Annotated in this window: 10 protein-coding genes and 1 pseudogene; 3 read left to right on the plus strand and 8 right to left on the minus strand. The window is 73.7% G+C overall.

What is annotated here, in order from left to right:
• Both IE287_RS26590 and IE287_RS26595 read left to right on the plus strand, forming a co-directional pair.
• A partial coding sequence (locus IE287_RS26590; protein WP_229883765.1) for an RHS repeat domain-containing protein occupies positions 1-1,237 on the plus strand: 1,237 nt, incomplete at its 5' end.
• A gap of 683 nt (positions 1,238-1,920) precedes the next feature.
• Positions 1,921-2,376, plus strand: a pseudogene (locus IE287_RS26595) (transposase); the annotation flags it as partial.
• Between the two features lie 68 nt (positions 2,377-2,444).
• On the opposite strand, the gene IE287_RS39165 reads toward IE287_RS26595, so the two are convergent.
• The 4 genes from IE287_RS39165 to IE287_RS26615 all read right to left on the minus strand — a co-directional run bounded on the left by IE287_RS39165 (position 2,445) and on the right by IE287_RS26615 (position 7,029).
• Entirely contained in the window at positions 2,445-4,274 is a 1,830-nt protein-coding gene (locus IE287_RS39165; protein WP_189851738.1) for an HEXXH motif domain-containing protein, read from the minus strand.
• A 186-nt stretch (positions 4,275-4,460) separates the two neighbouring features.
• A complete protein-coding gene (locus IE287_RS26605) occupies positions 4,461-4,640 on the minus strand; it encodes a hypothetical protein (protein WP_189851739.1) in 180 nt (59 codons plus the stop codon).
• 83 nt (positions 4,641-4,723) lie between these two features.
• Positions 4,724-5,845 (minus strand): effector-associated domain 2-containing protein, encoded by a 1,122-nt coding sequence (locus IE287_RS26610; RefSeq protein ID WP_189851740.1) that lies wholly within the window; start codon positions 5,843-5,845, stop codon positions 4,724-4,726.
• Positions 5,842-7,029 carry a hypothetical protein gene (locus IE287_RS26615; RefSeq protein WP_189851741.1) on the minus strand — a complete coding sequence of 396 codons (1,188 nt, stop codon included), beginning with the start codon at positions 7,027-7,029 and terminating at the stop codon, positions 5,842-5,844. The genes IE287_RS26610 and IE287_RS26615 overlap by 4 nt, the downstream gene beginning before the upstream one ends.
• A 124-nt stretch (positions 7,030-7,153) precedes the next feature.
• Here IE287_RS26615 and IE287_RS26620 point away from each other — a divergent pair, with 124 nt between their 5' ends.
• Positions 7,154-8,512 (plus strand): cation:proton antiporter, encoded by a 1,359-nt coding sequence (locus IE287_RS26620; RefSeq protein WP_189851742.1) that lies wholly within the window; start codon positions 7,154-7,156, stop codon positions 8,510-8,512.
• A 63-nt stretch (positions 8,513-8,575) separates the two neighbouring features.
• Here IE287_RS26620 and fxsT read toward each other — a convergent pair whose 3' ends face one another.
• From fxsT to IE287_RS26640, 4 genes are all read right to left on the minus strand, one after another.
• Positions 8,576-12,994 carry an FxSxx-COOH system tetratricopeptide repeat protein gene (gene fxsT, locus IE287_RS26625; RefSeq protein WP_189851743.1) on the minus strand — a complete coding sequence of 1,473 codons (4,419 nt, stop codon included), beginning with the start codon at positions 12,992-12,994 and terminating at the stop codon, positions 8,576-8,578.
• Positions 12,994-14,112 carry an AAA family ATPase gene (locus IE287_RS26630; protein ID WP_189851744.1) on the minus strand — a complete coding sequence of 373 codons (1,119 nt, stop codon included), beginning with the start codon at positions 14,110-14,112 and terminating at the stop codon, positions 12,994-12,996. The genes fxsT and IE287_RS26630 overlap by 1 nt, the downstream gene beginning before the upstream one ends.
• On the minus strand, positions 14,109-15,641 hold the full coding sequence (locus tag IE287_RS26635; RefSeq protein ID WP_189851745.1) for a VMAP-C domain-containing protein: 1,533 nt from the start codon (positions 15,639-15,641) through the stop codon (positions 14,109-14,111). Before IE287_RS26635 ends, IE287_RS26630 begins: the two co-directional genes overlap by 4 nt.
• A 130-nt stretch (positions 15,642-15,771) precedes the next feature.
• A complete protein-coding gene (locus tag IE287_RS26640) occupies positions 15,772-16,188 on the minus strand; it encodes an organic hydroperoxide resistance protein (protein WP_189851746.1) in 417 nt (138 codons plus the stop codon).
• Between the last annotated feature and the right edge of the window lie 69 nt (positions 16,189-16,257).

The raw sequence follows: 16,257 nt of genomic DNA on the forward strand, positions 1-16,257 counted from the left end.
GGTTCCTCGCGACCCGCACGACATCCTGGCGGAACTCTTCCGGATAGGGCTTCGGCACAGCGACATCCTTCCCACCTGCCCTACAGGGCAAGCCAGATCAGATGCCACCCGTTCGTGCGGCAGACCCCACAGCAAGGACAGCCGAGTCGGCCTCCTGGTCTCCGACCACCACAACACCAACACCCTCTCCATCTCCGCCAGCAGCCTCGCCACCAACCGCCGCAAGACCATGCCGTTCGGCGGCGAACGAGGAGCCGCCCCCTACTTCTGGCCCGGCACCAAGGGCTTCGTCGGCGGCGACATCGACACCACCACGGGCCTCACTCACATCGGCGCCCGTGAATACGACACGGCTCTGGGTCAGTTCATCAGCGTCGATCCAATTCTCAGCCTCGATCAAGCGCAGTCACTTAATGGCTACAGTTACGCGAACAATAACCCGGTTACTACCTCGGATCCCACAGGAATGCGCGCTGACGACGCTAGATGTGGTGGCACGAATGGGGCTAACCGCTGTGGATCTGCATCGAATGGAACTAAAGCGACAGGTGCTGTGCCGGGAGACGTTCAGCAGCCCTCCGAAGGGGGCGATTATATTGGTGAGACAGTGGCTGGAAATGCTGGGGAAGATCAGAAAACTAAGGAAGAGGTGGATCGGGAAAGGAAGAGGAATCGAGAGAGGGAAGCCTTGCGGCTCGAAGACGAGTACCTGGATCGCCAGACCGCTCCTCTCTACTATAACGACGATGACGGAGCAAATAACGGGCCCTATTTCTGGCAGAAGCCAAATCAGGCTGAAATGAACATGTGCCTTCTTTCCCTGGCTGAATGTAGCACTGCATATGCAATTGCGGGGTGGGCTGAAGAAACGGCCGGGAAGTACTGGAGGAAGATAGGTCTGCGTAAGGGTGGGCAGAACGCTCTGCAGCACTTCCTCTGGCAGGCTAGGCTCACGGTTGAACTTGGGGAGGAGGGGGCGACTCGACTGGCCGACGCGCATGAGGCCTATCTGGATATTAGAGAGAGAGGTGACCGCATGGCGGATCTGTATAATAATTCAAAAGCGAGAGAGGTGGGGCGTAAGCCCCTTGAGTCAACATGGTCAGAGCCCTTTCCGAGAATCGCTCAGAATAACATCACGGAAGGTGAGATAGTTGACGCAGTTGACGCATATGTGAGCACTGGCGATTATGCGGTGAAGGCGAATTTTGGCACCTATGAGAATGGGAAATTTTGATGCGAAGTAATCGCCGTAAGAAGTTGCTGAGGTTTTCTGCCTTTATCGGCACGATCGTTGCTGCAATGGGTGCGTATTTCGCTTTTCTGGTGCCGGCTCGACCGCCCCTTGATGTGGGTGATGTGGCGGGGAATTGGCGAGCGGAGGGGAATGATAGAGTCTCCTCTGTATCTATTAAGGGTGATGGGACGGCAGTTTTTGTTAACGCGCCGGATGTGTGTCCTCCCCATGATGGAGAGTACTACTCTGGTCCTGCGGAATGGGATTTTTATACCGTTCCTGACGAGTCCCCTGGGGTCCTGTTTAGATTCCCTGGAATGTCTGACGGGTGCACTCTCTCCTTCTCTCTCATAGGGCCCGAGGAGGCATTTTTTACGGAAGATCCGAAATCTATTGGATATCTTCGCGGATCGGCCTGGCCGGAATAGGTTGATTGATCTTTTTCATCCCGGTTCTGTGGGGTGAAATTCCGGATCGGTAGGAGTGTGTGACGAGGCGAGGTCCCCGGACGCTGCGGTGGTGTTCTCTACGCGCCATGCATAGCCCCAGAGGCCTCGCTTGGCCCCGTTGGCGCGGTCACAGTTGGCCGAGGCGGGTCGTGTGCGAGCGGTCGAGTCGTTCGATCAGAGACGCTTAAACGCCGAGATCGCGCGGATGCTGGATGTCAGCTTGTGAGCCGGGGCGGCGGCGAGAGTGCAAAGCACCGGATGCGTATCTCGCCGAGATCAAGAACCGCGGTGTGAACGACGTCCTCATGCTCGTCTGCGACGGCCTGAAGGGCCTGCCCGGCGCGGTCGAGACCGTCTGGCCGCAGATGATCGTGCAGACCTGCTTGGTCCACCTGCTGCGGAACGCTTTCCGCTATGCCGCCCGCCAGGACTGGACAAGATTGGCAAGCTCCTCAAGCCGGTCTATGCGGTGGCGACCGAGGAGGCTGCCCTGGAGCGGTTCGCCGAGTTAGCCCACGCCTGGGGTTGGAAATATCCGGCGATCGGTCAAGGCCCGCGGACACCTCCCCAACGAACAGGCCGCGTTGAAGTGTGTCCGTATGGCGATCATGTCCCTCGCCCCCACCGGCAGGGGGATAAACCCGCTGGACTCTGCGTGGGGAGACAGCGTTGAACACCTTCGACGGCTGACTCTCCGCGGCCCGCCAGTAACCCCACCACCGTTACACCCCTCCATTGACAGACCCCACGCCGGGCGCTCACCCGGACGGCCGGTGCCGGGGGCGGTCACGGGGCGGGGCGCCGAGGGCGGTGTCGGCGAGCCAGTGGGCCAGGGGGGCCGGGGCGGCGGGGGTGCCCAGGGTGCGGAGTTCGTGGTGGAGGGGGCGGAGGAGGTCGGGGCGGCGCAGGAGCGGGCGGGCCGCGGGGGAGGCGGTGGCGAGGGCGAGGACCAGCCCCGTCCACGCGTCGGGGGAGTCGGGGTCCTCCGCCAGCAGCCGGGCGTACGCCTCCGGGGCCGACGGGTCGCCCAGGAGCAGGGCGCGGGCGGCGGACGGCGCGCCGGGGGAGCCGCCCAGGACGCGCCGGACGAGCCGGACCCGGCTGTGCGACCAGGCCCCCGAGCGGTCGGGGGCGACGGCGGGGGCGGCGGGGCGGAAGCCGGGCGCCGTGCCCGAGACGTACGCCCGGGCCAGGGCGCGGACGTCCTCCGGGTCGGGGACCAGGTGGCGGATCCGCCACTCGGTGCGGTGGTCGGTCGCGGCCAGCGCGGCCAGCGCGTCCGCGACCGGCCGGATCCGGCGGTCGGCCGGGCGGGCCGGCAGCCGCGCGGCCATGCCCGCCACGAACCGGCGCCCGTGCGCGGTCAGCGCGGGATCGGCGGCGAGCGTCGCCACCGCCTCCCGGGCCTGCCGCCGCACCAGCGCCAGCTCGAACTCGGCCGCGACCCGGCCCGCCGGGACCACCCGGTCCAGGTGCCGGGAGCGGAAGTCGGCGATGCCGAGGAACGCGTACGCCCCCTGGAGCAGGCCGCTCAGCGGCCGCGGGTCCTCCCGCCAGGGGGCGTGGTGGCGCTCCGTCCCGTCGTCCCGCTCCAGCGTCAGCAGGTGGGTCAGCGCGCCCAGTTTGCCGTGCTGGAACTCGTGCACGAGGGTGACGGCGAAGGCGACCGGATCCGGCGGCGGCGAGCTCAGCAGCCCCCCGAAGGAGTCGCCCGAGGAGGCGCTGCGGACGCGTCCGCCCGGCGGCGCCGGCACCGCCGTCAGGCTCCGCAGGGCCTCCGCCAGCGCCGCGGCCGTCTCCGGGTCGCACTCCTCCAGGACCTCCAGCGCCCGCTCGAACCCCTCCTGCCAGCGGGCCGTCCGGTCGGCCCCCAGGCGGTGCGGCGGCAGCGGCTCGCCCAGCTCCCGGTACGGGTCGACGTCGTCCAGCCAGACGCTCACCGCGCGGCCCGCCGCCCGGGCCCGCAGCCGCCGCAGCCCCAGCCAGCCGGGCGCGTCGCCGTCCGCCCCCGCCGCCGGGGGACCCACCCCCTCGCGGTGCGGCTCGACCGTCAGCCGGCCCGCCTCCACCACCACCTCGGCGGTGGACCAGCGCGGCCGGCCCGGCAGCCGGGCCAGCCCCAGGGCGGGAAACATCACGTCGCCGTCCCGCAGCGGCACCGCGGTCCGCAGCGGCAGGCCCGCCCGCAGCGCGGCGACCGCGCACACCGCGAAGAGGTGTCCGAGATCGGTCCAGAGCGGCCCGTCGCCCCAGGCCGTGTGGCGCAGCCGCCGCATCCCGTGTCCCAGCCAGACGCCGACCTGGGGATGGAGCAGCAGCTCCCGGAACTCCTCCGGCGCCCGCTCCTGGGCGGCCGTCAGCGACTCCCACGCGCTGTCCACCGGGGGCAGCGGCCCCAGCGCCGACGGCGTCGCCGCGGCCCCGTCGAGCAGCGCCCGCAGGAGCAGCAGCCGGCGGCTGTACTCGGTCGTGCGCAGGAACCGGACGACCTCGGGTCCGCCCCGGCCCGAGGCCAGGGCCTCGAAGTGCGCCGACGGCACGAGGTGGTGCGCGGCACGGGCGGGCTCGTGTCCTCCGGCGGTCTGCACCGGTCTCCTCCCGGAACGGTCGCGGCCCGGGCCGCCCCCTCCGGATCCCGCCGGGCCCGCGACTCCCCCGCTGCCGCGGGGAGGCGTCGCCTCGCGCACGCGCGCACCGGACGCGGCTCCCCGAGCCGACCTGATCCGAAGGAAACGACCCGGGGCCTGTCCTGTGGGGCGGGCCCCGGGCCCGGCCTAGCCGTTCGGCCCCTCGCCCGTCCCGTCGCCGAAGTTGATCCGCGGACGCTCGATCTGACGCAGCAGCCGGTCCAGCGCGTCGGCGTGCAGCCGCGGGCTCTGCGTGCGGAGGGCGGACAGGGGGATCCCGCTGAGATCGACCAGTTCGGATCCCATGTGTTCCGCGGACGTGTGCATCGGTTCCCCCTCACCACGCTGAACCCCGTCACCCTTCATGATGGCCCAGGCCCGGGGGTTCGGGAAGGGCGTGATCAGGGCGGTCAACCCCCTGAATCCGGCCGAATCCAGCGGTCGGCCCACTCGCTCACGGCCCGCTCCTCCGGTGAGCCGGCCTCGATCAGCGAGACCGCCGCGACAAGGGCCGTGAGGCCGCCGGGGTGTCGCCGGCAGGCCCGCACGATGCTGACGATGTCCGGCCTGGCCGCCCCGAACCGGGGGATGGAACCGGCCAGTTCGGGCGGGAGCAGGGAGACGACGAGCTGTCGCTGCTGCTGGTCCGCCATCCCCGGCGACGCGCTCAGCAGGCCGATCAGCCCGGGCAGCGCCTCGTCCGGCACCGGCCGCTCCGCGCGCCGGGGGGCGGGGAGCGTCAGCAGCCGCTCGTCGCCCGCCCCGGAGCGGTACCAGAGCGAGGTGGGGCGCTGGCCGCCGCCGGCCGGTCCGCCGGCCCCGTCCGCGAACCGCTCGGCCACCGTCGCCGCGAGGGCGCCCGGGTCGGGCGGCCACGTCCCGCCGTCCGCCGCCTCCAGGGCGGACAGCACCACCTCGGAGAACGCCCCGGTCCGCCGTACGGGATCGTTGGCCGCCCGCTGCCCGGGGCCGGCCGCCAGCAGCACGGACTGCTCGCGGCCCGGCAGGCGCTCGCCCCCCGGCGGGAGTTCGGCGGGCAGGGACCGGGACAGGCCCAGCTCCTCCACGAAGGTCTGGCAGGAGTCCACCAGCCAGATCTGGCGCGGGAAGCCGGGCAGCAGGTCGGTGGTGAAGGCGGTCAGCCAGGCGTCCAGGTCGAGATTGCGGCGGTCGTCCCCCTCGGCGTCCGCGTAGAAGAGCCGGCGGTGCCCCTGCGGGTCGGTGACGCCGTGACCGCCCCAGAACACCCACAGGAGGTCGCCCTCCCGGGCCGGCAGCCGCCGCGTCAGCACCTCCTGCACCGCCTCCCGGCCGGCCGGTTCCTCGGCGACGCCGGGCGCGGGCCCGCCCGCCCCCGGCAGCGGCGCGAGCAGCAGCGAGATCTGCCCGGCCGGCACCCCGCTCCGCCGCAGCCAGGCGGTGAAGCGGCGGGCGTCCGCCGCCGGGCCCGGCAGGTCCCACGCCGGGCCCGCCGCGTACCGCTCCACCCCGACGACCAGGGCGTGCGTCCGCTCCGGCCGCACCGGCGTCACGGCAGCTCCGCCGCGAGGAGGCGGTACAGCTCCGGATTGCCCCAGTAGGCGCTGTGCGCCAGCGGGAAGGGCTGCCGGCCGTCGACCTCCACGTCCCGCACCCGGCCCGGGAAGACCCCCGCGCCCAGGTAGGCCAGCAGGTCCCGCCGGTCGTACACGTTGATCCACGGCGGCACGTGCGCGGGCAGCGGCGCCCCGTGCTCCAGGCTCGGCAGCGCCCCCAGCTCGTACAGGAACGGCGCCTGCGAGCCGACCGTGACCAGCAGCGCCACCTCCGGCAGTTCCCGCAGCACCAGCAGGTCGAGCGAGGCGATCCCGCCGAGGCTGTGCGCCAGGACCACCACCGGCGGCGCGGCCTCCCGGACCGCCGCCGCCACGGCCTCCCGGACCGCCCCGCCCCGCGCCAGGTAGAGCAGCACGTCGCCGGCGGCCGGATGGGCCGCGTCGGTCAGCGCCGACCGCCGCTTCACCGCCTGCGCCGAGGCGATCCCGAGGACCAGCCGCCCGGCCAGCTTCCCGGCCCGCCGGGTCACCGGCCCCCGGTGGGTCCCGGTCTCCCCGGGCAGCAGGGCGGCGGCCCGGTCCACCGCCGCGTCCCGGGCGGTCCCGTCGAGCGGCGGCGCCGCGTCCCCGTCCCCGAGCGCGCGGCGCACCGACTCGGCGACGAACGCCCTCACCAGGGCGTCCGGTTCGGCCGCGGCCAGCGGCGACCTCAGGAAGTCGCGGCCGTCCGGGGAGGTCACCACCGAGGCCACGGCGGCGGCGAACTCCCCGCCGATCCCGGCCGCGTCGAGCAGCCCGCGCAGCACGTCGTCACCGGCGAGCGCCAGGGCCGCCGAGGCGAGCGCCTCGCCGGCCGGCCGGGCGCCCGGCGCCAGCTCGGTCCGGGGCCCGGACCCCGAGGCCAGCAGGCGCAGTTCCAGCAGCGGGTCGAGATAGAGCAGACCCCAGAACTCGACGTCCCGGGCGTCCGGTTCGGGGCTCGGGACGGCGCGCCCGGAGCCGTACCCCGGGATCGACAGGCCGTGCGAGCCGAGCGTCGAACCGGCCTCCCCGCCCCAGTAGCAGGGGGCCACCACGACGTCCGGACGGACCGCCGCGAACCCCTCCCGGACCCGCTCCAGAGAAGCGCCGTACCCCGGCTCGCGCACCCCCGTGCCGTGGACGAACAGCACCGTCGTCACCCGTGACCCCCCGTCGAGGTGGCATACGCCAAACGGCTTCCACGATAGGTCACTTCCGCCCCGGGCGGCTACACTCCGTAGGGGCCGCGCCGCAGCGGGAGGTGCGCGCCGGAAGGGATCGCCGGTGAGCTCGGATTCCGTCATCACGCACGTCGTCGCGGCTCTCGCGGTCGTCGTCGGGGCCTCCTACGCCCTCGGGGCGCTGGCCCGAAGATTCGGTCAACCACCCGTCATCGGGCAGCTGTTCGCCGGAATCGCACTGGGGCCGAGTCTGCTCGGACTCGTCCCCGGCGGGGTGCACGAGCTCCTCTTCCCGCCGGAGATCCGGCCGGTCATGACGGCCCTCGCCCAAGTGGCCCTGGTCTTCTTCCTCTTCGCCGTCGGTTACGAACTGGACCTCGGAATGCTCCGGGGGCAACGCTCGGTGACCACCGTCTCGCTGGGCGGCTTCGTCGTCCCGATGCTGCTCGGCGCCGGGCTCGTGCTGCTCCTGCCCGGCCCCTTCGCGGCCGTCAACGACGGCCTCCCGACCGACGCCACCTTCGTCCTCTACATGGCGGTCGCCCTCTCGATCACCGCCGTCCCCGTCCTGGCCAGCATCATCAAGGACCAGGGGCTGGCCGGCACCCGGCCCGGCACCGTCGCGATGGCCTCCGCCGGCGTCATCGACGCGCTGAGCTGGCCCGTCCTCGCCGTCGTCCTCGTCGGCGGGGTGCACGGATCGGCCCGCGAGTGGGCCGTCAAGGCCGCCCTCCTGGTCGTCTACGTGCTGGTGATGCTCTTCGCCGTGCGCCCCCTGACGGCCCGCTGGATCGGCCGGCCCGGAACCCCCGTCTCCCGCCAGGTCCCCGTCGCCGTCACCGTGGCGCTCGCCTCCGCCTGGGCCACCAACGCCCTCGGCCTGCACGTCATCTTCGGCGCGCTGCTCGCCGGCGTGATCATGCCGCGCAGGCCCGACGGCACCCCGGACGCGCGGCTGCTCCGCCCGCTCCAGGACACCGGAGGCCTGCTGCTGCCGATGTTCTTCGCCGTCTCCGGCACGGCCGTCGTGCTGGACGGGCTGCGCGGCTCCGACCTGCTGCTCCTCGCGGTGATAGTGGTGGCGGCGGTGGTGGGGAAGCTGGGCGCCGGCACGCTCGCCGCCCGCACCGGCCGGCTGCCCTGGCGCGAGTCGCTGCTGATCGGCGTCCTGCTCAACACCCGGGGTCTGACCGAGCTGATCGTCCTCGACGTCGGGCTCCGGGCCGGGGTGATCGGCCCCCGCCTCTACGCCCTGCTGGTGGTGATGGCGCTGGTCACCACGGCCGCCGCAGGGCCGCTGATCCGGCTGCTGCGCCGCTCCGGCGACGAGCCGTCCGCCCCCAGGGAGAGCACCCCGGAGATCTGGTCCGGGCCGGAGGCCGCCCCGGGGCCGAAGGCGGCGCCCGTCCCGGACGCCGGGCCGCTGCCGTCGGGCGGTGGCGGGGCGGTGCCCCGGTCCTGAGCCCGGGGACGGAAAGGGCCGGCCGGACCCCCACGGGGGTCCGGCCGGCCCTTCCGCGTCCGCCTAGAACGGCACGGGCGCGATGTCCACGTCGGCGCGGCGGCCGCTCGCCGAGGCCACCGTCGCCGGGTGCTCCTCGCCGAGCCGGCTCCGGAAGTGCGCCAGCGTCTCGGTGTGCAGGGTCGTCGCCTCGTCGTCCCGGCCCAGGGCCCTCAGGTCCAGGACCACGTTGGTGGCGCAGGCCAGCGCGGTCGGGTGGGTGTCGCCCAGGGCGCGGCGCAGCCGCTCCAGGGTGGCCCGGTCGTGCGCGAGCGCCTCCTCGTGCCGCCCCTCGGCGGCGAGCAGGCTGCCCGTGCCGACGGCCGCCGTGAGGGTGAGGACGTGATCCTCGCCCAGCGAGGCGCGCAGCCCCGGCAGCGCGAGGTCCAGCTGCTCCCGGGCGCCCGGCAGGTCGTCCAGGTGCCGCAGGGTCAGGGCGAGGTTGACCCGGGCCGACAGGGTGTACGGGTGGGTGGCGCCGAGCTTCGTCCCGTACCGCTCGATGGTCGCCTCGGCGAGTTCCCGGGACCGCCGCAGCTGTCCGTCCTGGCGCAGGTCCACGACGAGGTTGGCGGCGCAGGCGACCGCGCTCGGGTGGTCGGGGCCGTACCGCTCCACGAACTTCGCCCACACCGACTCGCCCAGCGCGAGCGCCCCGTCGTGGTCGCCGGCGCGGCGGCGGCACACGGCGAGGACCCGCGCGGCGCCGAGCGTGGCGGGGTTGTCCTCGCCGAAGGCGGCGGACAGCCGGCCGTGGACCTCCTCCTGGTGGGCGGCGGCCTCCTGGTAGTCGCCGGTCTCGCGGATGTCGATGGACAGCCCGCTGAGGGTGTTCAGGGTCGCCGCGTGGTTCTCGCCCAGGTGGAGCGCGCGGAGCCGGGCGGTCTCCGTGTCGTGCGTGCGCGCCTCCTCGTACAGGCCCATCAGCCGCAGTCCGATGCCGAGGTTGTGGGCGGCGCGGAGGGTGGCCGGGTCCTCCTCGCCGAAGGCCCGCAGCGAGCGCTCGTACACCGACCGGTCGATCTCCAGGCCGCGGGCCATCTCGGCCCGCAGCCGCAGTCCGCTGGTGAGCTGGATCAGGGCGTCGAGGGTGCCCTCGTTGTCCTCGCCCATCGTCCGGACGTACACGTCGGCCGTGTGCTCCATCATCGCGGCGGCTTCCTGGTACTCGCCGAGCGCGCGCAGCACGAAGGCCAGCCACTTCGCCATCTGGAGCGTCTGCTGGTCCTCGGCGCCGAACTTCTCCGTCCAGATCCGCAGCGCCTCGCGGGCCATCGCGGCGGCGCCCGCGTGGTCGCCCCAGGCGTGCAGGAACTCCACCATGCCCAGGAGCAGCCGGCGCACCCACGGGTCCTCGCACTCCACCGCGCGCGACCCCACGACGTGGGGCAGGAGCTCCTGGTACTGCCGCCAGGAGGAGCGGGCGCCGGGGTTGTTCGGGTTGGCGTCGGCGAGGAGCAGGTGGGCGCCGTGCCGCATGTCGGCCTGCTGCTGCGGGGACATGCGGTTGACGAGCACGGCCTGGACCAGGCGGTGCAGCTGGATGGTGTTGTGGCGGTGCTCGATGCGGGCCAGGGCGTAGACGTTGATCTCGCGGACCGCCCGGCTGAGGCGGATCGGGTCGCGCAGGGCCGCGTCCAGTTCGGGGGCGATGGTGGTGGCCCGCGAGTTGTTGAAGAGGGTGCGCGAGATCGGCTCGGGGGCGAAGAAGGAGCAGACCTGGAGGAGCTGGAGCGCCGCGGGGTTGCGTTCCTCCAGCTGGCGCAGCGAGACGTCCCAGGCGGCCGCCACCGACATCGGGTAGTCGGGCGACGGCACCAGTTCGAGCATCAGCTCGGCGATCTTCTCCTTGATCAGCCGCAGGTACTCGGGGACCGCCATCCCGGTGACGGCCTGCCAGGCCGCCGCCTGCTCGATGGCGAGGGGGAGGTCGCCGAGGGCCTCGGCGAGGCGGTCGGCGTCGGAGTCGCTGAGGTCGCGGGCGCGCCGGCGCAGCAGCGCCTTGCTCTCCTCGCGGGTGAAGATGTCGACGGAGAGCGTCCTGGCCACCCGGTCCCACTCCTGGTTCCGCGAGGTGATGAGGATCTTGCCGGTGCCGCCGGTCGGGAAGTAGGGGCGGACCGCCTCGACGTTCTCGGCGTTGTCGAAGACCAGCAGCCACCGGTCGTAGGGGTCGCCCCGGCGCAGCGCCTCGCGGACGGCGGGGACCGCCCGGTTGGCCTCGCTGCCCACGTTCAGGCCCATCCGCTGGGCGAGTTCGGTGAGCGCGGTCAGGATCATCGTCGGCTGCTCGGAGGGGATCCACCAGACGACGTCGTACTCGTGGGCGTGGCGGTAGACGTACTCGATGGCGATCTGCGACTTCCCGACGCCGCCCATGCCGTGCAGCGCGTGCGGGAGCACCGCCGAGGTGTCGCCGGTGAGGAGCTGGCGGCGCACCTGGGCGATCAGGTCCTCGCGGCCGACGAAGTTGGGGTTGTGCGGGGGGACGTTGCCCCAGACGGCGGGCACGGCGGCGCGCGGCTGCCGCTCCGTCCGGGGGCCGGTCGTGCCGCCGGGGAGCCTCGTGCCGCCGGCGGGGGTGTCACCGCCCTGCCGGTCGTCGGGACTCGGCGCCGGGATCGAGGGGCCCGAGGAGCCGTTGACGTCCTCGATCGGCTGCTGACGGGCGGTGATGTCGGTCATGGGAAGGCCGTCCATGTCGGTATTTACGGGGGTGTTGGGGACATCGTGTACCAGGCCGGGGGCGTCCTCCATGACGGACACTCCCGTGGGACGGCCCTCCAGGGCCGCGCTGATCCGGTTGGCCCGATGGAGGTAGGGGCCGGACAGGGCGCGGAGGATCGCCAGTTCGACGCGGACGAAGGGGAGGCTCTCCGGGGTCAGCGGCGGGTCGGGCGCCTCCTCGGGGGTGAGGAGGGCGCCGCGCAGGCCGCGGGCCGCCTCGGAGCGGTCGCCGAAGAAGTCGGCGACCGAGCGGGCGACCCGTGCGGTGTCCGCCCGCATCGCGCCGGCCAGGAGCGCCTCGCGGGCCCCGGCGACGAAGTCGAGCGCGGCCACGACGGCCGGTGCCGTCCTGGGCGAGGGCTCCTCGACGAGCCCGCTGAGGAACAGCTCGGCCACGTGCACCGGTTGGGCCTCCGGCACCAGCCGGCGCCGCACGTCACGGACCAGCAGGGGGTCGAGGACGGCGGCGGCCAGATGGGTCGCGAGCCGGAAGGCGGTGGGGGTGGCGTGGCTGCGGAAGCGGCGGACGCGCTCCTGCACGGTCGGCGCCGGCGCGGCGGCCGGCGGTGCGGGCGGCTCCGGCGCGCTGCGCGCGGGAGCCCCGAGGAGCAGGACGGAGGAGGGGGCCCAGCCGGAGGTGTCCCCGGCGACGAGCGAGGCCCAGCGGCCCAGCCAGTCGGCGTCGAGCCCGAGGACGGGCACCGGCACGCGCCAGGACGCGGGCGGCGGGGCGAAGGGGTCGTGCTCCTCCGGCGGGAAGCGCACGGCCAGTTCGGTGTTGCGGGCGGCCGGGCGCGGGCTGCGCAGCCGGACCCGCCACGGGGCGAGGGCGGTGCGGTGCCAGTCCCGTTCGGAGAGCAGGTGGACGACGGCGGCGGGCCCGGCCGCCGCCCACCGCTCCAGGGCCGCCTGCCCGGCGCCGGTGCGCCACAGCGGCCCCAGCGCGTCGGTGAGGACGAGGACGATCCGGCGGCCGGTGCGGTCGATCAGCTCGGCCGGGTCGCTCACGGCGCCGCGGGGGCCGTTCAGCACGGCCCGGGTGCCGGACGGGGTCCCGCGTGCGCCGAGGCGGTGGACGCGCACGTCCCGGAAGGCGCCGAGCTGTTCGGCGACGGCGGTGAGCTCGGCGACCGTCTGCTCCCAGATCGCCATCGTCGTGTGGTCGTCCACCACCAGCGCGAGGTCGAAGCGGCGTTCGCCGACGGGCCGGGTCCGGGGCAGCCAGAAGCCGTCCTCGGCGACGCGCTCGACGGTGGCCTCCTCGTCCAGTTCGACCTCGGTGGGGGAGGGGACCAGCCGGCGGAGCGGCCGCAGCCGGCGGCCGATGCCGGGCGCGTCGCGCAGGTCGGGCAGGGGGGCTTCGGCGGGGCGGAGCGCGTCGCCGCCCTCGCTCCCGCCGGGTGCCGCGGCCGGCGGTTCGGCCGCGCCGGAGGGGAACGGCCCGGTCCACCCGGCGAACGGATCGGCCGGCCGGCCGGGTCCGGGGCGGTCCGCCGTGTCCCGCCGCTCTCCGGGCCCCGGTGGCTCCCGCGGTTCCGGCGGCGCGGACGGCGGGGGTTCCTCCGGGAACGGGCCGGTGAGCTCGGGCGGGGTCCTCGGCCGGGTCTGCGGCGGCTCGGAGGACGGCGGCAGCGGGGCGGCGGAGGTCTGGTAGGCGTGCAGCCAGAGCGCCTCGGCCACTTCGAAGGGCTCGGGGAGCGCGTCGGCGTCGTCCATCAGGGTGCTCCCGAGAGGCGTCGCCAGAGGGCTTCCAGGAGCTCGCCCCAGGCCTCGTCGTCGCCGCGGACCCCCGCGGAGCGGAGGTAGACGGCGTTGAGCAGCTGGTCGGTGGCGAGGCCGCCGTGGTCCCGGCCGCGTTCGATGAACTGCCGGATCATGGCGTCGTGGCGCCCCTCCTGGTTCTCGAAGTGGGCGGCGATCATGGCGGCGAGCTGGTCCTCGCGGGGCGGGGAGACGTCGAGCCGGACGCAGCGGCGGAGGAAGGCGGGCGGGAACTGCCGTTCGCCGTTGCTGGTGATGACGATGAAGGGGAAGGCCCGGCACCGCACCAGGCCGTCGGTGACCGGCACGGTGCCCTCGGGGTCGTCGGTGTGGACGTGCGAGACCGGTTCCCGGCGTCGGGCGCGGACCAGTTCGGGGATGGTGTAGGTGCCGTTGTCGAGGACGTGCAGGAGGTCGTTGGGCAGGTCGATGTCGCTCTTGTCGAGCTCGTCGACGAGCAGCACGCGCGGCAGTTCGTACGGGAGCAGGGCGGTGCCGAGCGGGCCGAGGCGGACGAAGTCCCCGATCCTGGAGCCGGGTTCGGGCTCGGCGGCCGGACCGGGGGTGCCGTCCGTTCCGCCCGGCACCGCGGGGGCGGGGCCGGGGCGGAGGTGGCCGAGGGAGGCCTGGGCGCGGCCGATGGCGTCGTACTCGTACAGGCCGGAGCGCAGGGTGCTGCGCGAGGTGATGCCCCAGTGGAGGACCCGGCCGAGGCCCAGTTCGCGGGCGATCAGATAGGCCAGGGTGGATTTTCCGATTCCGGGCCGTCCCGTGACCAGGAGCGGCCTGCGGAGCAGCAGCGCGGTGTTGATGAGGTCGATGTCGTGGGCGTCCTGCCGGGGGGTGGCGCGCCCGGTCCGGCCGAGCCTGCGGTCCGTCTCGGCGCTGTCCGGGGGCACGGGGGGCAGCACGGGGCCGCCGTCGAAGGTCCGCCAGCCGGGTGGTTTGGGCAGCACGTCGCCGAGACGGATGTCGGTCAGTGGCTGTCCGGTGCCCCGGTAGATCCACCAGCTGCGGCTGGTGACGGGGCCTGTGGTCCGGTCCTTGTCGGCCGGGTGGTGGACACCGCTCATGTCTCCCCCTCCTCGTCGTGTCCGCCGCGCACGCGTCCGGGGTCCGACTCGGGAGAACCGGACCAGTCCACCAGCCGGTTCGGGTCGTCGAACAGGACGGCGAGGTGCCGGCCGGTGTGGCCGCCCCGCCTCCCCGCGGCGGCGGTGGCCGCGTCCATGCGCAACCGGTGGACGCGCTGCGGCAGTTCGATCGCCTTTCCCTTGAGCAGTCGGCGTGCCTTCTTGCGGAAGTCGGAGGGCGGTTCGGGGCGCCGGTCCCAGACCGCCATCGGCACCCCGGCGAACAGGGCGTCGAAGAGGGAGGCCCGGCTGCCGCGCGGGTCGCCGGAGAGCGGAGGGGCGCTGAGGACGACGGAGACGAGCTGTTCGTCGGCGGCGAGCGCGCTGGTCCAGTGGCCGGGGTCGTGGTCGCGGCTGCCGGCCGTGTCCCAGTGGCAGGCGGTGTCGGGGCTGTCGAGCGCCTGCTGCCAGCGGTTGCGCCAGCGCCGGTGCGACTCCTTGGCCCGCATCCGCTCCAGGCTGCGCAGGACGACCGGGTAGGTCAGGCACAGGGCGGTGGAGGAGCTGGGCAGGAAGGCCACGGGCAGCCACTCCATCGGCTCGTTCAGCAGATGGAGGGGGAGGATGAACTCCAGCACGGGGCGGCCGGGTTCGCCGGCCCAGCTCTGCTCGGCCCGCAGGACCAGCCGCTCGACGGCGTCGGCCACCTCGGCGAGGGTGACGAGCCGGTCCCGGCCGGGGACCGGATGCCAGGGGCCCGGCCGCATCTGCTGCCAGTGGGACAGGCGGTACCGCTCCGGGTCCGCTCCGCTTCTGCACAGCTGGACAACGACGCACGCGGGCGCGGGTTGTGCGGCGCGCGTCCGGGCGAGTTCGTCGCGCACCGCCTCCAGCGGTGTCCGCAGGCCGAGTTTCCCGGCCTGGACGTCGCTCCAGGCCCGCAGTCCCGCGGCGGTCGGGGCGTCGTCGGGGCCGGAGCCGTCGAGGGCGGCGGCCACGTGCTCGACCAGCACCACCGTGGGGGGCAGTCCGTCGGGCCGGGCGTTGGCCCCGGTGAGGAAGTCGAAGGCCTCGCCGAGGGTGGTGACGGGGCGGAGGGGGAGGGCGAGTTCGCCGGCGGAGGCGTAGAGCAGGCCGCGGGCGTCGAGGTGCCGGACGCGGCCGAGGAGGGCGGCGGCGGCGAGGGTCTCGGAGTCGGGCAGGGCGGCGAGGACCGGCGGGGCCGGGGCGGCGGCGATGAGCTCGCGGACCCGGTGGGCGGGGCGGGAGCCGGGGTCGTACAGGGTGAGGGCGGCGGCCAGTTCGTGCAGCCCGCCCGCTTCGCGGCGGCAGAACCGGACGATCTCCAGGATCCCCGAGCGGGGGCGGTTGTGCCGGGGGATGTTGGCGGCGCCGGGTAAGCGGTCGGCGAGGGTGTCGATGAGGAGGTCGCGGCCGTCGGTGGTGTCGAGCCCCGGCACCGCGCCCAGCTGTTCCACCAGCTCGCGCGTGAGATCCGGCGCCTGAACGGCGTGACGCTCCTCGTGCACCAGCCCCCCCGTCACGGCTCCGGTGTTCCCGACTGCCCGTCGGGCAGGGGTCGTTCGGGCGCCGCCGCCCTGTCGCCCAGGGTAGGGCGAGGGCCGGAGCCGTCGCCACCCCGCGGGCCGATCCTTCGGGTCACTCGACGACGAGGTCCACGGTGATGTTGCCCCGGGTGGCCTTGGAGTAGGGGCAGAAGGCGTGGGTCTTCTCCAGGAGGGCGAGGCCGGCCTCGCCCTGGAGGTGGTCGGGGAACTCGGCGCGCATGACGACGGCGAGGCCGAAGCCGCCGTCGGCGGCGTCCTTGCCGATGGAGACCTCGGCGGTGACGGAGGCGTCGGAGATGTCGATCTTCTCCTGGCGGGCGACGACGCCCATGGCGCTGGCGAAGCAGGCGGCGTAGCCGGCGGCGAAGAGCTGCTCGGGGTTGGTGCCCTGGCCGTTGCCGCCGAGGGCCTGGGGGTGGGCGAGCGGGAGGTCGATCAGGCCGTCGGAGCTGACGGCGCGGCCCTCGCGCCCGTTGGCGGTGGCGACGGCGGTGTAGAGGGCGTTCATGGGGGTCTCCGGTCTCTCGGGAGGGCGTGCGGGAGGTTCCTCGGTGGAGGAGGGGTGGTGCGTGCTGCC

It is taken from the genome of Streptomyces omiyaensis, from assembly GCF_014650895.1.
Classification (GTDB): Bacteria; Actinomycetota; Actinomycetes; order Streptomycetales; family Streptomycetaceae; genus Streptomyces; species Streptomyces omiyaensis.

Coding starts and splice junctions, on each gene's coding strand:
- IE287_RS26605 (WP_189851739.1), bottom strand. CDS start 4,640: ATGCACACGTCCGCGGAACACATGGGATCCGAACTGGTCGATCTCAGC.
- IE287_RS26640 (WP_189851746.1), bottom strand. CDS start 16,188: ATGAACGCCCTCTACACCGCCGTCGCCACCGCCAACGGGCGCGAGGGC.
- fxsT (WP_189851743.1), bottom strand. CDS start 12,994: ATGGACGACGCCGACGCGCTCCCCGAGCCCTTCGAAGTGGCCGAGGCG.
- IE287_RS26630 (WP_189851744.1), bottom strand. CDS start 14,112: ATGAGCGGTGTCCACCACCCGGCCGACAAGGACCGGACCACAGGCCCC.